The 18,057-nt window shown below is 34.3% G+C and carries 9 protein-coding genes and 1 tRNA gene; 2 read left to right on the forward strand and 8 right to left on the reverse strand.

Translation table 11 applies throughout. From position 1 onward, the window contains the following. Nucleotides 1–534 precede the first annotated feature (534 nt). A tRNA-Phe gene (locus DEU39_RS10930) sits at nucleotides 535–607 on the forward strand. Nucleotides 608–725: 118 nt separating this feature from the next. Here the strand turns inward: DEU39_RS10930 and DEU39_RS10935 are convergent. From DEU39_RS10935 to DEU39_RS10955, 5 genes are all read right to left on the reverse strand, one after another. Next, nucleotides 726–1,778, reverse strand: a complete 1,053-nt coding sequence (locus tag DEU39_RS10935; protein WP_120231950.1) for an aldose epimerase family protein — start codon at nucleotides 1,776–1,778, stop codon at nucleotides 726–728. A 2-nt stretch (nucleotides 1,779–1,780) separates the two neighbouring features. Continuing rightward, on the reverse strand, nucleotides 1,781–3,064 hold the full coding sequence (locus DEU39_RS10940; RefSeq protein ID WP_120231951.1) for a galactokinase: 1,284 nt from the start codon (nucleotides 3,062–3,064) through the stop codon (nucleotides 1,781–1,783). A 48-nt stretch (nucleotides 3,065–3,112) separates the two neighbouring features. Then, the gene (locus DEU39_RS10945) at nucleotides 3,113–4,171 is read right to left on the reverse strand and encodes a UDP-glucose--hexose-1-phosphate uridylyltransferase (protein WP_062674359.1); all 1,059 of its coding nucleotides are present in this window, start codon (nucleotides 4,169–4,171) and stop codon (nucleotides 3,113–3,115) included. A gap of 19 nt (nucleotides 4,172–4,190) precedes the next feature. Next, nucleotides 4,191–6,074 carry a beta-galactosidase gene (locus DEU39_RS10950; protein ID WP_120231952.1) on the reverse strand — a complete coding sequence of 628 codons (1,884 nt, stop codon included), beginning with the start codon at nucleotides 6,072–6,074 and terminating at the stop codon, nucleotides 4,191–4,193. 177 nt (nucleotides 6,075–6,251) lie between these two features. Next, nucleotides 6,252–7,979: a sodium:solute symporter family transporter gene (locus DEU39_RS10955; protein ID WP_120231953.1), complete on the reverse strand. Its 1,728-nt coding sequence runs from the start codon at nucleotides 7,977–7,979 to the stop codon at nucleotides 6,252–6,254. A 244-nt stretch (nucleotides 7,980–8,223) separates the two neighbouring features. On the opposite strand from DEU39_RS10955, the gene DEU39_RS10960 reads away from it, so the two are divergent. Continuing rightward, nucleotides 8,224–9,222 (forward strand): GntR family transcriptional regulator, encoded by a 999-nt coding sequence (locus DEU39_RS10960; RefSeq protein WP_120231954.1) that lies wholly within the window; start codon nucleotides 8,224–8,226, stop codon nucleotides 9,220–9,222. Nucleotides 9,223–9,287: 65 nt separating this feature from the next. Here DEU39_RS10960 and DEU39_RS10965 read toward each other — a convergent pair whose 3' ends face one another. The 3 genes from DEU39_RS10965 to DEU39_RS10975 all read right to left on the reverse strand — a co-directional run bounded on the left by DEU39_RS10965 (nucleotide 9,288) and on the right by DEU39_RS10975 (nucleotide 17,776). Continuing rightward, complete coding sequence (locus DEU39_RS10965) at nucleotides 9,288–13,100, reverse strand: TIM-barrel domain-containing protein (RefSeq protein ID WP_120231955.1); 3,813 nt, start codon at nucleotides 13,098–13,100, stop codon at nucleotides 9,288–9,290. A gap of 109 nt (nucleotides 13,101–13,209) precedes the next feature. Next, entirely contained in the window at nucleotides 13,210–14,862 is a 1,653-nt protein-coding gene (locus tag DEU39_RS10970) for a RagB/SusD family nutrient uptake outer membrane protein (RefSeq protein ID WP_120231956.1), read from the reverse strand. A 22-nt stretch (nucleotides 14,863–14,884) separates the two neighbouring features. Then, nucleotides 14,885–17,776 (reverse strand): SusC/RagA family TonB-linked outer membrane protein, encoded by a 2,892-nt coding sequence (locus DEU39_RS10975; protein WP_120231957.1) that lies wholly within the window; start codon nucleotides 17,774–17,776, stop codon nucleotides 14,885–14,887. Between the last annotated feature and the right edge of the window lie 281 nt (nucleotides 17,777–18,057).

An 18,057-nucleotide genomic window follows, 5' to 3' on the forward strand; every position in this document is an offset into this window, starting at 1 on the left:
AATTTTAATGGTTAATGTATTGTGATTGTTTGCTTTCTATATCACCAAATATAGATGTATTTATAAAAAGCAAATAGTGTTTATTATTAAATTTAAAAAAATGTAGTAATAGTACGACTAACACTTGTTAGGTGAATTAAGTATTATAAATCAAGTGTTTACTGTTTTTCACAATTAAAAATCGGATTATTTTATAGCGTGTTTAACATTGTTTGAAGAAGCAACAATTTAACTCCAAAAATAGTCCAGCAGAAAAAATCTTCTCCTCCATCCTTTGTAAGTACAATATTTTTGGAAAAAATCGCTAGATATCAGGTCTGAAAATCTTTTAATAAGGCTCTTTGAGAATTATATTCAAAAAACAGAAAAAAAATAAAACATACCAAAAGACTGATGAACAATACATTAAAGCTATAATCCAGTTATACCAGCATATTTATTCAAAAAAATTAACCGAAAAACTTGTGCGGTATTATAAAATGTTATACTTTTGCATCACTTTAAAACAACGAAGTAATAAACGAAAACATAAATGGTTTCTTAGCTCAGTTGGTAGAGCAATGGATTGAAAATCCATGTGTCCCTGGTTCGATTCCTGGAGAAACCACTTCAAAACCTCTAATTTATTTTAGAGGTTTTTTGTTTTTTATATGGAACTTCTTTTCAGCGGTCTCTAAAGTTGAGCCACATCAAAAAATTAATCAATTGTTAAGTCTAATTGGATATTAATAAACTGAAAATTTGTATATAGTTGAATGTTTATATACATTTTTAGGAGTTAGTATAGGTGATGGAAAATGAGATTGATTAATAGCGTCGGGAAAATTTTGCGTTTCTAAACAAAAAGCTTCTCTTTCCTGGTAGATGTGATCTTCTTTTCCTTTTACATTTTTTATCCAATTGGCAGTATATAACTGCAAACCCGGCATAGTGGTAAAGACTTCCATTTTTCTACCGGACCGTGGCTCTATAACAGTAGCTGCTAAATCTAAACGATGAATAGGGTGCTTTAAAACAAAATTATGATCATATCCATTTCCAATCTTAAGTTGATCATGATCCGTATTAATTCTGTCTCCAATACCTGTTAAGGAGGTAAAATCAAACGGAGTATTTTTTACTGTTAAAATCTCGCCTGTAGGTTCAAGATTTTTTGAAAGAGGAGTGTAAAAATCAGCCTCAATCTGCAATTGATGGTTATTTATTGTCCCACTACCCTCTCCTGCTAAATTAAAATAAGAATGGTTTACCAGATTGAGTATGGTTTCCTGGTCTGTTGTCCCTGAATAATCTAACCTTAATTCATTATTTTCATTAATGGAATAAGTTACCGTTACAGATAGTGTACCAGGGTAGCCCTCTTCCCCGTCAGGAGAAGTGTATTGAAAAGTCACTTCCGAGGCAGAAGATTCTTTAACATCCCATAATTTTTTATCAAAACCCTTCAGACCACCATGTAAATGATTATCTTCATTATTAACTGTTAATGAGTATTCTTTTCTGTTTAATATGAATTTTCCTTTCCTGACACGATTAGCGCATCTCCCACAAATGGCACCTTGATAAAATTCATTATTGTCTATGTATTCTTGTGCTGTTTCATATCCCTGTACCACATCTGCCTGTTTTCCGTCTTTATCTTTCACATTAATGCTCACTATAATTGCCCCATAATTTGTCACCTGTACAATCATTCCATTTTGATTGTTAAGAGTAAATAACCGGACTTTTTGTTGGTTGTGAACTGTATTAAAAGTCACTTCATTGATGACACCCATTTTTAAAAGTCTAATTTAACAACTCCTTTTTGCCTGATGAATAAGGGATGACAGGAACCTGCTCCAAATAAATGATTTAAAGTTGTGGTATATTTATCAAGCAAATTTTCAGGGACAAAGGCCTGTATTGTTCCTGCAAACCCTCCACCATGCACACGCCAGGCTCCGGCACCTTTTAGTACCAATTCGCTGTAAGCTAATCCCAATGACACGGCTTGTTCACGTATATTATTTGCTACATAAACATTTTGATTGTACATATACGAACTATGCCCCGAGTCTATGACCAATTGTAAAAATTTTTTAAAATCATTATTCTCTAATGCAGTCACTTCGTCTACTACCCGGTCATTTTCACATTCAAAATGAATGGCTCTTAAAATAGCCCGGTCTCCTACTTTCTTACGGATAGAAGGGGCGATATCCATTACTTTTTCCAGAGTGGTTTCTCTCAGCACACTACATCCTAAATGGGCGGCAACGTCTTTCATTTCTTTAGGTAAAACAGCGTATTCATCATTCAAATTAGTGTGATCGCCCTGGGTATCTGTGATCACTAAAGAAAAACCAGTAGATTCAAAATCAAAATTTACTTTTTTAACAACAGGATTGGTTACGTCTGCAAAGTCGATGATTACCAATCCTCCCACTGAACAAGCTACCTGATCCATTAATCCACAAGGTTTTCCAAAGAAAACATTTTCTGCATATTGTCCAATACGGGCATTTAGTATAGGATCTATGTTACCATCATTAAATAAATGACTTACAATTGCGCCAATTAAAACCTCAAATGATGCTGATGAACTTAATCCGGAACCTTTAGGAACGCATCCATCAATTACAGCATCAAATCCTCCTATTTTATATCCCAATTCATTTAATCGGGCGTTAATTCCACGAACAAGGGCATTAGAGGTTAAAAATTCGTTCTCATTGGGAATAAGGTGGTTCAAATCTACTTCAAATGACTGATAGCCTGAAGATTCAATCCGGATCACATTGGAGTTATTTTTAGCAGCAACGGCTATATTATCTAAGTTTATGGCACTCGCTAATACGCGACCATGATTATGATCTGTGTGGTTACCTCCAATTTCGGTTCGCCCCGGTGAACTAAAAACAGAAACCTCTTTTTCTCCAAAAATTTCTTTAAAACGAGATAATGTTTTGGTATACCGGATTGCTTGCTGATGTAATAATTCTGAGTTTTGTCCGTACAACTCTCTAAATTGAGGAATATCACCTTCACTAATTAAAGAATCAATATATTTATTATTTGACATGTATTGGTATCTGATTTATAAAACAGTCTATTTTTATGAAGAGCTATTCTATTTATTTTTATAATGAATTGTTGAGCTTTTTTTAAGAATCTCAGCACTTTGTTCGGGAGTAATATCTCTTTGGGCTTCTGCTAACATTTCGTATCCTACCATGAATTTTTTCACACTAGCTGAACGAAGCAAAGGAGGATAAAAATGCATATGAAAATGCCATTCTTCATGTGATTCCAAGTCTGTAGGTGCCTGATGTATTCCTGCAGAATAAGGGAAAGAAATTGAGAAAATATTATCGTATTTCGTGGTCAGATCTTTCAATATCTGAGCAAATAAAGCCTGGTCCTCATGTGAAAAATCCGATAGACTATTTAAAGGTATCTTACTAATGATCATTGTTTCATAGGGCCAGGTTGCCCAAAATGGAACCAGAGCCACAAAACCTTTATTTTCTAAAATAATTCGCTCCTTACTTTCAATTTCTTTTTGAAGATAATCATACAAAAGAGTTGTTCCATGTTTATCATAATAGCTTTTCAAATTTTGCTGTGTTCTGACCACTTGAGAAGGAATGGATGCCTGTGCCCAAATCTGACCATGAGGATGAGGATTACTACAACCCATCACTGCCCCTTTGTTTTCAAAAATCTGAACATAATTAATATAATCCAGTTTCCCCAGACTCTGATATTCTTCTTTCCAGACGGACACCACCTTTGTAATTGCTTCTACAGACATTTCAGGAAGAGTCAATGAATGGTCATGTGAAAAGCAGATGACCCGGTTAATTCCTCTTTCAGGTTTCATTTTAAATAACTCATCCTCTTCATCATCCGCTTTATCTGTGGTTACTTCTTCTTTCAATAAAGCTCCAAAATCATTATCGAATACATATACACCTTCATAATGGGGGTTTTGGGTCTCATTAGCTCTTGAATTTCCGGGACATAAATAACATTTTGGATCATATTGATTTTGAATGCTTGTTAAGGGCTTTTCCTCTTGTCCCTGCCATGGGCGTTTAGCCCTTTGAGGTGATACCAAAACCCATTCATCCAATAAAGGATTATATCTTCTATGTGGATGATTTTTGCTGTTAAATGAATTACTCATACTGAGTTTATTATTTATATCAGTTTGACCCGTTTTCAGGGTTTAATTTGTCCAAAATAGGTTCGGATAATGTGTTTAATTCTTTTTGAAGTTTATTATTTTTCTGTTCAAAAATAACAATCTCATTATTCCCCTTTTTTAAGTAACATCCCGGTAAATACAGAGTCTGTTGTGGTCCTACCGACCAATATCTTCCCAGATTAATTCCATTGACAAATACAATCCCTTTTCCGAAAGGCCGCATATCTAAAAAAGTGTCTCCCACCTGCGATACATTAAAATTCCCTTTATAGATAACTGGTCTGTTCTCTTTCACATCAGATTTTTGTTTTGCATCAATTACCGGAGCCTTTTCAAAAGGAAGTCCGTACATTTCCCAATCTCCTGTTATTTTTCGGTCATTAATAAATACAGGGGAAATAATTCCTTTTGTATTCTTATTAATCTCAGACCCGTAATTAATTCTCCCCATGTTTTCTACTATAATGTCTAATTTTCCATTGAAGGGTATATTAACATTACATTCATATTTTTTATAATAACGGTTAAGCTCTCCTACTTTTTCCCCATTCACATATACAATCGCATAATCTCTTAATCCATCTAGTTTTAAAGTTCCTTTAATGGGCTGATTAAAATTTTTGCTATACCAAACATAGCCATGCCCTTGATTTAACTGCTCAAAAGTCAAAGGATTATCATTAATTACTGGTTTTATATTCTTTTTTAAATCTTCTAAATCAATTGCCTGAGATAGTTGAATACCCGCAATCTTAATAACTGGAATTCTAGAAGGAACAGGAGGGGTAGAGGAATTTTTTAATAATTCTCTTAATTTCATATACTTTTCGGTTTCCCAACCTGCCTCAGTAATAGGTGCATCATAATCATAACTGGTCATACTTGGCTGTATAGCATGATCTTTATCGTAATTAGCTCCAGAGGTAAATCCGAAGTTAGTTCCTCCATGTACCATATAAATATTAAAAGAAATATCATTATTCATGAATTTTTCAATGTGACCTTTTACTCTTTCTGCTGCTTTACGGGGAAAAGGTTCTGCCCAATGGTCTAACCAGCCCGGATAGTATTCCGCTACCATAAAAGGGCCTTTCCCATTATGGTATTTTTTCACCTCTTTCTTAATATTTTCCGGGTCTTCATCTCCATTTGCCGTTGGTAAAGCGCCAGGCAAAGCACCTCCTTCAAATAACCAGTCTCCATCTGAGGTAAAAAACTCCATTCCTTTGAAACCAACTTCTTTTAATTGATCAAATACTGAAGAACTGTATTTTTTATGATCTTCCAACTTAATGTCCTCCCGTTGACTAACAAAAGATCCGAATTCATTTTCTCCCTGCACCATAACAATAGGACCTCCATTAACAATCAAATAAGGTTTTACCACCTTGTAAAGCTCTGTAAAATAAGCTTTTGTTGAATTTAAAAATGGAGTATTATATTCTCTGATTTTCATATCCTTGTCGTTTTGTAAAAACCAGGGATAACCACCGAATTCCCATTCTGCACATACATAAGGACCTGGGCGAAGGATTACCATTAAACCTTCTTCTTTTGCTATTTTTAAAAATTCAGCTAAGTTTCGATTTCCGGTTTGAAAATCCCATTTTCCAGGAGCTATTTCATGATAATTCCAAAAAACATAAGTAGCTATCGTATTTAAACCCATAGCTTTAACCATTTGTAACCGATGTCTCCAATAAGCCTGGGGAATTCTGGCGTAATGAATCTCACCAGAATGCAATTTAATTGACTGTCCATTCAATTTAAATTCTCCATCTTCAATTTTGAAAGATTCATATTTAAGAGGTTTTTGCTGGGCATTTATTACAGTTGCTCCCACTAAACAAAAGGCTAAAATTATGTTTTTAATAAACTTCATTGTATATGTTGTATTAGCGATTAAAGTTAATTATGTATTAAAACAAATTTATAAATTTACCTGATGCTGCCATATTGGTTACCACCGGTTTTTGCAGCTTTACCACCAGTTGAAAAAATATTTAAATATTATGAAACTTGTTAAAATTCTTCAAATGCAAAACTCAAATTATTCCTGTTACCAAAAACGAACATAAATAGCAGTGAGAATTAATACAATAATGACGATCAGGAATAATGTTCTATTGTCCACATTGAACATATTTTTGTCTGTAACAAAAGCTTTTGGATTTATTTTTGGGCCAAAGAAACTTAAGAGTACCATTACCACTACAGTAATGAAAAATGACCAACCCATATTGATCAGGAAAGGAATCTCTGTAATGGATTTTACCATGCCATTTTCCAACTTTTCATAAGTGAATGCTGTATACATCCATGTTTCTTTTCCAAATAGTTCAACTGCAAAACTGTTAAAGAATATAGATAATAAAAAACCGAGCATAACTCCAACTATAGCAGCAGTTCCAGTAGTTCTTTTCCAAAACATTCCTAAAATAAACATAGCAAATACACCCGGACTAATAAAACCGGTATATTTTTGTATAAATGTAAAACCACCTTCACCACCGATTCCCAAAATATCTGTCCATGTAAATACCAAAGCAATAAGCATCGCCACTATAATTGTCAAACGTCCTGTTCTTACCATTTGCGATTCAGATGTATTGGTTTTTAAATATTTTTTATAAATATCTAAAGTAAAAATGGTGGATATACTGTTTACTTTTCCAGCAAGTGATGCTACTATTGCAGCTGTTAAAGCAGCCACTGCAAGACCTTTAAGTCCGGATGGAAGCAGCCCCAGGATTGCAGAATAAGCACTGTCTTTCACCCCATTAAAATTGGACAAATGACCTTTTGTATAAAGTACATAAGCTGCAATACCAGGAAGCACAACAATTAGAGGCATAAAAAGTTTCAAAAATCCTGCAAATAAAATTCCCGTTCTTGCTGTTTTTAGATCTGCTCCTAATGCTCTTTGGGTAATGTATTGGTTACATCCCCAATAATTAAGTTGTACAATCCATTGTCCAGCAAGATACATTGCTAAACCCGGCAAAACTATATATTTCCGTACCGCTAAATTTTCTGACATTGATAAAGTAGTGGCGGTAATTTGTGGTTTATCAAGAATGAGTTTGAAATGTCCCGGAGCTTCTTTCAAAAGAGTATTTAAACCCATTAAAGCATTTCCAACAGCAGCACCATTAATTCTTTGATCCACAACCTGTAATGCCATATAAACTGTAGCAAAGCCACCAATAATAAGAACAGCCACCTGAATAACATCCGTGTAGCCAATGACTTTCATTCCACCCAATCCAATAACCAAAGCCATTAGTAAAAGTGCAACCATAATGATATGCAGATGCCCTCCACCGAGCAATGAATCAATAGCTACAGCTCCTAAATAAAGAATGGAAGTAAGATTAACAATTACATATAAAAATAGCCAAAAAACAGCCATAATAAGAGAAACAGCCTTATTATATCGTGTTTCCAAAAACTGAGGCATTGTATAAATCTTATTTTTGAGGTAAATAGGAATAAACCATACTGCAATAATTATCAGTGCAATGGCAGCCAGCCATTCATAAGCAGCAACAGCTACTCCCGTGAAAAAACCTTCTCCACTCATCCCAATAAATTGTTCTGCTGAAATATTAGATGCAATCAAACTCGCTCCAATTGCCCACCATGTCAATGAGCCCTCTGCAAGGAAATAATCTTTACTTCCTGTAGTTTTTGATTTTTTCCGATTGTATATCCATAGGCCATATACTGTTACAACAAAAAAATACATTAGAAATATAACAAAATCAAGTGTCGATAGTTTTCCCACGCTTAAAAATTTTTATAGTAAGTTTATCATAGATTTCTATACTTTCCAGCACTTTCAAGTACTATAAAGTATTTAATAGTTTAGCACTCTTAATAGATCATTTAGAATAATTCTGAATCTTTCACACTAAAATCACACAAAAGAAAACCTTCTATTATCAAATGTATAAATTTGAAAAGCACAACCATACTTGTTCCTACCGGTTTTTGTATATTTACTACTAGTTTAAAAAATTGGCAATGTTATGAAGCTTATTAAAATAATCCCCGATTCAGTTATTCCTAAATACCAACAGATTATAAATTCCATTGAACAAGCTCTTGCCCAACAACTACTAAAAAAAAATGACAAATTACCTTCCATCAATAAAGTGTGTATGGAATTCGGTATTTCCAGAGACACTGTTCTTTATGCCTACGAGATACTGAAAAAGAAAGGAATAGTAAATGCTATTTTGGGCAAAGGATACTATATAAAAAGTACTGATTGGAATTTTGAAGAGCGCATTTTTTTACTGTTTGATGAACTGAATGCTTTTAAGGAAAATCTTTATTATTCCTTTTTGGAAGAGATACAGCAAAGAGCGAATGTACATGTATTTTTCCATTATTTCAATATTGATGTCTTCAAGAAATTAATAGAAGAAAACAATGGAAGCTACACAAAATATATCATTATGCCCGGGAATATGAATGATACAGCTCCCGTTATTAAGATGCTTCCTAAGAAAGACGTATATATATTGGATCAAACCAATATATTTTTAAGGGAATATTCATCAGTACATCAGAATTTTGCAAAAGATATGCACAATGGGTTATTAAAAGCAAAAACTAAGCTTGAAGCCTATCAAAGGTTAATTCTTATTTTTCCCGGGCAAAAAGAGCCTGTAGGTATGGTAAAAGGATTTACCAGTTTTTGTGAGCAGTATAAAATGAAGCATGAGATCATCTGTAATTTTACTGATAGAGAAATCCTGAATGGAGACGTATTTATTATTGTAGATGATAAGCATTTGGTCAATGTCATTAAGCAATCTAAAAAGCAGAAGCTAAAGATCAGAAAGGATTTTGGAATTATCTCCTACAACGAAACGCCTCTTAAAGGTATTGTAGAAAATGGCATTACTACAATTTCTACGGATTTTTGGCAAATGGGAAAGATTTTGGCGGAAATGGTTCTTAATTCCAAAGAAGGAAGAATTGAAAATGCTTCTAATTTAATCATAAGAAATTCTCTATAATTATTTTGAACAAAGGCTCAGATTGTAAAATCCGAGCCTTTATTTTTTAGCTTTAAACTTCGTCATTAAAAGTCAATAGAATTCAGTGTTTTATCCACCAGTAATCCGTTAACAGCTTTTATATTAAATGATCCGTTTCGCTTGGCTTTAAATTTAAGAATGAATAAATCTGTTGTGCCTTCTAAAGGTTGTTTTTGCCCTGTATTAACCAGTGTAGGATATAATACTTTCTCTTTATTGGTATGCAATCGATCATAAGTGAGGTTTTCCATTTGTTCAATATGTAATGGTGTAATACCTATATATTCAAGTTCCTGCTGGTTATATGGAATGGCAAAACTCAGTGCATTTACAGATTGCAGATTATTACCTTTTACCACTACTTCTACAATATCATTCTTAGCATATTGCTGTTTTGAGACAGAGACTGTAATGTTACCTTGCAGTGGTTTCAACTCTTCATCATTTATCCCTCCATCAATTTTTGTAGCGACGTTAGAAATATCAAATGCATCAATGAAACCGTTCTTATTAATATCACCATTACTGATATATCCCTCAAAGTCAGAATCTCCTTTTCTCAAACCTGTATAATTCATATATGAAGTAAAGTCATTCCTATCAATTTTCTGATCATTATTGATATCACCAGGAAGCAAACTTACAGAACCTGGTACTTTAAAAACGTATAGCTCATTTCCAGAACTAAAGTTTCTGAAGGCATTGCTGACTTCAATTTTAATGAATCGTGTGGTAGGATGTGTGGCAAAATCTAAAGATTTGGTTTTGTTATTTCTATCCCAGATAAAAGAGCCAAGTTCTGTCCAATCTTTTTTATTATCACTATGTGAAACTTTACCTTTCATCCATATTCCGTTGTAACCGCTGCTCCTAGGGATGTATTCCAATTTACTTATTGTATTCACAGATCCTAAATCTAAAATCATTTCAAAAGGAACCTTGCTCTTTTCATAATCTGAATGCCAGCCTGTACTCACATCCTGATCAAAAAGATTTTCTATCCCTTCTCCTTCCTGACTTGGAATTGTAGCAGTTGCTTTTATCCCTTTAATCGCAAATTCGTAAGGATTTTTATTGGTTTGGGATGAAAAAGAAACCCAAGCAGAAGTATTGGTTTTATTTACAGCTCTTACTTTGAAATCATATTTTGTTTCAGGAGCTAATCCTTCAAACAAGAAAGAACTATCTTTTATATTACTGTATACCATATTATTATATAGTATTTCGTAATAATCAGCATTAGGTATTTTATTCCACGATGGCAATATTGAATAGGCAGTGTTTGTATTTTCGGAAGTGACTGGTTTTAAAGTTTCTGCCAATACCCCGGAATTATTTTTCAATTGATTGGAATTGGTAAATTGGTAATCTTTAATGACAAGCTCTACTTTGTTTTTGCTGATATCGGTGATTTCTGATTTTACCCAAAGTTGTGGATTTCTGGTAATTGAAAACTTTGAAAATTCAGAATTTTTTGTAGAGAAATTATTGAATTCCGGTTGACTATTGTAAAAATATACATTTGTCGCACTATTGAATTCATCTAACGTATTTACTGTTTTCAGCTTTATATTTTTTCCTCCAATAGAAAGTTTTACACCGGATGGTTTTTTAGTAACATTAATTCTAAATTCTGTTATTTTTTCTTTTTCAAAACCATTAAAATTACCTTGAGCAGGAGAAATGCTTATTGTCGCAGTATTTTTAACTACATTACTTTCTATAAGAGTGCTTACAGATTCGTTTTTCTTATAATTTTCGGTTACGCCATCATCATCATATTCTGTAAAACTGGATTTTTCTGAAGGATACACTTCATAAATTCTTAATTTTTTATTGATTTGACTAACATTATTATTAGCATTTACCATCGGAATAATAGCACCTGGCTTCACAAATAGAGGAAGCTTCCAAATGGGTGCATCGAAATGATTTAAAATAATTCCTCCTTCATACGTTTGTCCTGTGAAGTAATCAATCCAATTTCCTTTTGGGAGGTAAATATTATTTCTGATATCATTCCCTTCTTTATCCATTTTTGTGGCTTGATATATGGGAGCCACTAAAAAATAGGGACCATACAGATACTGGTACTGAGTAGATTTTCCGAGGGTATAATCATTAGCCTGTTGTAAAAACATTGCTCTGATGATTGGCAATCCATCTACAGCTTCCTTAGCCACACTATAAGTATAAGGAAGTAAGCTCGACTTTAATTTTAAATAATTTCTGTTGATAGAAGTAACTGGTTCACCCAAGGCGTGAGGATACTTTTCATTGGCTCCCCAGCCATCCATATTAAGCTGCATGGGAGTGAAGGTTTTCCATTGGAAATCTCTGGTATTGATAACCGGATTTTGCCCACCAAAAATACCATCCATATCCGAAGTAATATTAGGCTGGCCAGACAAGCCTGAACCTATGTACGTAGGAATATGAAATCTGATGTATTCCCACTCTCCGCCAGTTTGATCGCCGGTCCAGATACCTGCATATCGTTGTGAACCCGCCCATCCGTCCAGCGAAATAATAAAAGGGCGACTTCCATTACCATAGCGTGGCATTATTTGAGCTACATCTGAAATACCATTCAGCCCGAATGAGTAGCCAGGACCTACCCAGGCGACATCCGTTTTTAAAACTCTTACGCCTGCATCCCCCACTTCTTTTATAATATCTCTCTGCAAAAGAGCAGCTACTCCTTCTTTTGGATGTAAATCTGACTGTGTCCACAATCCTATTTCTACGCCATTTTTTCTGGCATATGCTCCAAATGATTTTAAATTGGCGACGTTGCCTTCCAAAGTTTCAGTTTGTCCATATCCAGCTCCATACCCATCATTGGGCAATATCCATCCTAATGGCATATCTGCATTTTTATAACGGTCTATAACTGCTCTGGCTGAAAACTGATAATTGTTTTTTTCACCATTTAACGATTCTTTAACTCCTCCATTGTCTTTTTGGCTCTCTTTATATCTTTTTCGGTCTTCAAATGGTATTCCTTTATCGTCTTCCTTCCAATAATCTCTGTTGTAGGCATTAAGATGTCCTTCATAAAAACCGAACTTGGGCAAAAGTACAGGGTTTCCTGTAAGCTGGTAAAAATCATTCAACAAAGATTTAGGCTGATCATCTACCATAAAGAAAACGTCCAGATAATTAGTCTCATGAGCCAGTTTCACTTCATTTTTATTTTGTTTACCAAAATCATAATATCCTTTTTTGAAAGTATGCCACATAAAACCATATCCATTTGTGGACCAGTAATAAGGATTGGGAGATGCTACACCACCGTCAGTCCAGTTATTTTGATTTACAATAAAAATAGTATTTCCTTTATGGGAGAATCTCCCATTCTGCACACCGCCTCCATAGAAATATTCATCTTTTCCCTGAGATAAAGTCAGTACTACTTCTTTAGAGTTAAATTCAATGGGAGCTATAAAAGTAAAGATCTCTTTGTGAAGGTTCAAGTCAAATACTTTAAATAAAGAAGTAGCGTTTTCAATTTCTATTTTAATTTTATTGGTGGAGACAGAAACAGTCTGTGATAGATTATTAATAGCAATTCCTTTTACTTTTTTTCTGGGCTGATCTGCCAAAATCTGAGCAGGAGGCACCGCTTCCGGATTTCTTATTTCTCCACCTTTGGGATCTAAAAATAATCTGAAAATATTTTCTCCATAAAAATCTATTACCATTTTTTTGTTGCCGGAAAGCAAAACTTCTACAGAAGTTTCTCCTTTCTTAGAAACATTCTCAATATTTTGAGCCTTGGCTTTTCCAATGGAGAGGAAAAGAAAAGAACTCAGGAGTAAAATCTTTTGAATTTTTGGATTTAAAACTGTATTCATGTATGTTGACTTTATCTATTAATTTACATTTTATACTACCCTAAGAAAATATGATAAATATTTCAGATAAAATAACTATAATCTTTTGTAATATTAAAACTTTCAAAAATCAGTACCCTTTTGCTGCCTGGGCTTCTTTTAATTTTGGATTTAAATCCACCGCAGTCTGAGGGTAAGGGAATCTGTAAAACTTATCATTCCATACTCTTTTGGCAACCTGTGTATTTGTAATATCATAGACTGTTTTCATTACATTGGGAGCAATTTTCCATCTTCTGATATCATAGAATCTGTGTCCTTCATTCGCTAACTCTATTCTTCTTTCATTTCTAATAATATCCCTCAAAGTTTCCTTTGTCTGTGTTCTGCTGATTGCTGGCATCCCAACTCTGCCTCTGATTTTGTCTAGTGCATCATAAATAGAGGCATCCGGCCCATACATTTCATTTTTTGCTTCAGCATAAGTAAGCAATACCTCTGCATAGCGAATCAGCATAAAATTATTACTTGCCATTAAGTTTTCATCTAATGAACTATAATCAGCCATTTTTTTGTAGTTATAGCCAATTTTCGATGTATTGTTTCCTCCTTTGCTCCATGTGAACAGCTGGCTTGTTCCAAAACCCTTCAGATAAGACCAAGGTCCATTGGGGTGCATAATACTTGCATATAAACGGGTATCTCTGTTTTTAAACTCGTCCAGATAGGTATCATTTGGACTTCCGTCATTATAGTTTGAAGCTCTTGTAGCATCAGAAGGGGGTGTAAATGCAGTTCCATCTTTTTTCCAATAGGCATTTACCAAATCAATGGTTGGGGTTATAGAGCTCCATCCACTCTCTTCATTGGGCAATAGGAGAAGGGTCATGTAATTGCTGTATATTCCTTTTGAATCCGGTACATATTGAGCTTCTAAAATTGATTCTGTACTGCCCTCATTTTTGGCCCAGAATAACGCCTGATAATTACTTAAGCCTTTGTAAAAATTATCTTTATCTGTGGCAGAAGTAAAGGTAACAAAGCTGTCATAGTCTGTACTTGTGTCTACCGAAGCTGTATTGAAAAGCCCGTAAATTCCAGAGTTCATTACGGATTGAGCAGCTTCATAAGCTTCTTTATATTTTCCTGTGTATAGATATACCCTTGCTTTGAATGCCAATACTGCACCTTTTGTTATTCTACCTTTATCCTGACCAGAGGTGTAGAAAGCTGGTAATTCATTTTCTATAGCATTTAATTCACTAGTTACAAAATTATCAATTTCAGCTTCAGAAACAGGAGTAAGAGAGGTCTCATCTAATTTACCTGATTTCTGCACCAGTGGAAGGGCTCCAAAGTACTGAGATAAATCAAAATAATTGAAAGCTCTAATAAATCTTGCTTCTGCTATATATCTTTTAGCAAGATTTTTGTCCATGGGAATTTGATCAATATTCTCTAAAAAAGTATTCACCCTTCTAATTGTAGTAAAGTCATATCCGAAATCTGTAAAAGGAAGTATGTCCCCTGTAGAAGCAGCTACAGCCTTTGTTTCCCAAGGATACTGAGCATATGAATTATCGGTATAACTATCATTATACATATTTTCATACGCAGCACCAGATAAGTATGCATAAATACCATTTAATGCTAAAGTAGCGTCTTTTTCAGTTTTCCAAAACGTCTCTTCTGATATTTTGTCTTCCGGAAACCTATCTAAATTACAAGAACCAGTAACTACAGCCAGGGAAACTGACAATAATATAATTTTTATTTTTTCCATTTTTAGATGTTTTTATTTTAAGTTAAAAAGTTGCATTGATACCAAACGATATCGTTTTTAAGTTTGGATATGTGGAACGGGCGCTAGCCATTTCAGGATCAAAATCTTTCGCTCTTTTGTCTCCTCTCAGTGTAAAGTAATTTTCTAAATTTGCATATATTCTGAATTTTTTCAATCCTATATGACTGATTGTTTTCTGAGGAAGGGAATATCCCAAAGTAACAGACTTAATTCTGAAGTAACTTGCATCAAAAAGCCAAAAATCTGAAGCAACTTCTATATTCTGAGTTCCTCCTCCAGACGGTAACATCCTATGGTATAACGCGTTTGGATTTGGGTTTTCAGGAGTCCATCTGTTATCTAAAACATATTGTTTTACCCCTGCACCATTGAAGAATGCCTGAGAGGATTCTTTATCCAGATATACCTGAACATTAGCTACCCCTTGCCCCACTACACTAAGATCAAAATTTTTATAGCTACCTCCCATGCTTAGACCATAGGTAAAACTTGGGACATCATTTCCTATGACTGTTCTATCGCTCTCATTAATAACTCCATCCCCATTAATATCCACATACTTTATATCGCCAGGCTGAGAAGAGTTATATAATTTAGGATAATTATTATTAATATCCTCCTGGGTTAAGAGACCGGCAGTTTTGTATCCATAGAAATCACCAATTGAACCTCCAACCTGTGTTATCCAGTTATTATCATATAAAGGCTTGTTATTTATAAGTGAAAGAATATTATTCTGGTTTTTAGCAAAATTAGCATTGATATAAAAGTCTCCATCTTTAAAATTTTTATTATATCCTAAAGTAATTTCTATCCCTTTATTTTCGACATCACCAGCATTGATTGGCGGCGTTTGGGTTTTTACTGGATCGCTGTCCATGATTACACCTGTTTCATATTCTAATTGATGGCTCATTAATGCACCCTTAGTAAGACGGTTATATAAATCTACTGAGAATGTGAAAGTATTACCGAATAAAGATCCATCCAAACCTATATTTTTGGTGATAATTTTTTCCCATCCAATACCGGAAAAGCCAAGCTTACCTGGCACCACTGCTCCAACAATAGCATTCCCCAGAACTGAAGAATTATTATCCATATAGGTTTGGCTGTCATAATAACCAATGGTATTGACAGATCCCGTGCTGCCATAAGAACCTCTTAACTTTAGGGTATTGATAAAATTCAGGTTTTTAATAAAATTCTCTTTATCCAGCCTCCAGGAAGCCATAATTGCAGGAAAATAGCCCCATCTGTTTTCTTTAGCAAAACGTGAAGATGCATCTGCCCTTATAATACCTTCTAAAAAATATTTTTCCTGGTAATTATAATTAATACGGGCAAAAGCAGACTGGACAGCAGATTGGTGGGTATTAGACTTTAATTCATCTAAAGTTCCGTCAAGAGTAGAAAGAGCACTCAAAGAATGCAATCCATCTTTGGGTATATTAGATTTTCTACCCTCCATTACTCTATCTGTGTAGTTTTCATATGAAGCACCTCCCAACACTTTAAAATAATGTGATGCTATCTTCTTTTCATAACTTACAAAGACCTGAGTATTAAGCAATTCATCAGATTCCCATTTTTCATGATAGTTATTAACTGCTCTTGCAGTTGCACCAATAGGAGCTTGAGTCAAAAAATTGTATACAGGGTTGAGTGTATTTGTAAATTCACCCAAACGATAGTTCCAGTTTGAATAGCTGATTTGGGCATCTATATTTAATCCTTTTACAGGGGCATAGCTTGCGGATAACGCCCCCATAAATTTCTGATCATTTACCTTAGAATCTCCTCCCTCTATGTTATTTCTTACAGGATTGGTTTTTGCAAATGTATTATCTACTTTACCCGCATTCATAGATCCCCACCATCCGTTGGATTGCCTTAATGCCATAGTAGGAGTTATTCTTGCCAGTTCTATAGTATTAATATCGTCTCCCTGATCATTGATCATCTGTTTGATAAACGATATATTAGAATTGACGGTAAGTTTATCACTTAATTTAGAGGAGGTATTGGTCCTGAAAGAATATCTGTCCATCCCTTTTGTGGGTGATAGAGACTCCTGTTTCAAATACCCTAAACTTGCAAAATAACGGGTTTTATCTCCCCCTGATACATTAATCTCATTATTAAGCACATTGGCCATTTTCCTATAAGTTGCTTTATACCAGTCTGTGTTAGGGTATCTATCCGGATCTGTCCCAGCAGCTGTAAGATCTATTTGTTCTTGCTTGTATTGAGAAAAATGACCAACACTATTATCAGCGTTGTAATATGCCTCATTTTTCAGTTTCATATATTCAACAGCATCTACATATTTTGGCAAATAAGTCGGCGTCTGATAGGCATTATACATATTATAATTGATACTCATCTTACCTCCACCCCCTTTTTTGGTCTCGACAAGAATGACACCATAACCAGCTCTTGTACCATAGATAGCTGCTGAAGCATCTTTTAATATACTTATATTTTCAACATCGGCTGGGCTTAGCCTGGAAAAATCTGCAGCACTTGAGAGAATTCCATCAATAATATAAAGTGGGGAATTACCTGCAACACTCCTTCCCCTTATATTTAAATCAGGTACAGAACCTACATCTTTTAAAGAAGATTTAATTGTAACCCCGGGTAAAGCACCTTGTATACTGGCGGTTAAACTTGTTGTTGGGCGATCCTGTAGTATCCTTTTGTCAACAGAAGCTATAGATCCGGAAACAGTTCCTTTTTTCTGTTTTCCGTATCCTACTAAAACAATTTCTTCCACATTTTTTACTTTCTTCATGAGGGTGTCCGAAGGTTTGTTTTTAGTTTCCTGTGCATACACAAATGGTATAGAGGACATTAGAACTGCACTCAAAATAATCTTTTTTTTCTTCATGCTTTTATTAATTTTATTATTGGATATTATTTTACCTAAGAGTAGTTGCTTTCTTACTAATCTCTTTTCTTATTTTTTCCTTTGCCTGAGAGGGAACTGGCTATTACTAAAACATTAACTGTTTGTTAATCAAATGTATATTTTTACTTCACACCTGCATACTGGTAACCACCAGTTTTTATCCCTTTACCACCAGTTTGAAAAAGATTAGAATATGCCTTATTAAAAAGCCTCCTGTAAATTGATAATGGTTGACAGACTTAATTCTTACTTTTAATAAG

Source organism: Chryseobacterium sp. AG363, assembly GCF_003610675.1.
Classification (GTDB): domain Bacteria; phylum Bacteroidota; class Bacteroidia; order Flavobacteriales; family Weeksellaceae; genus Chryseobacterium; species Chryseobacterium cucumeris.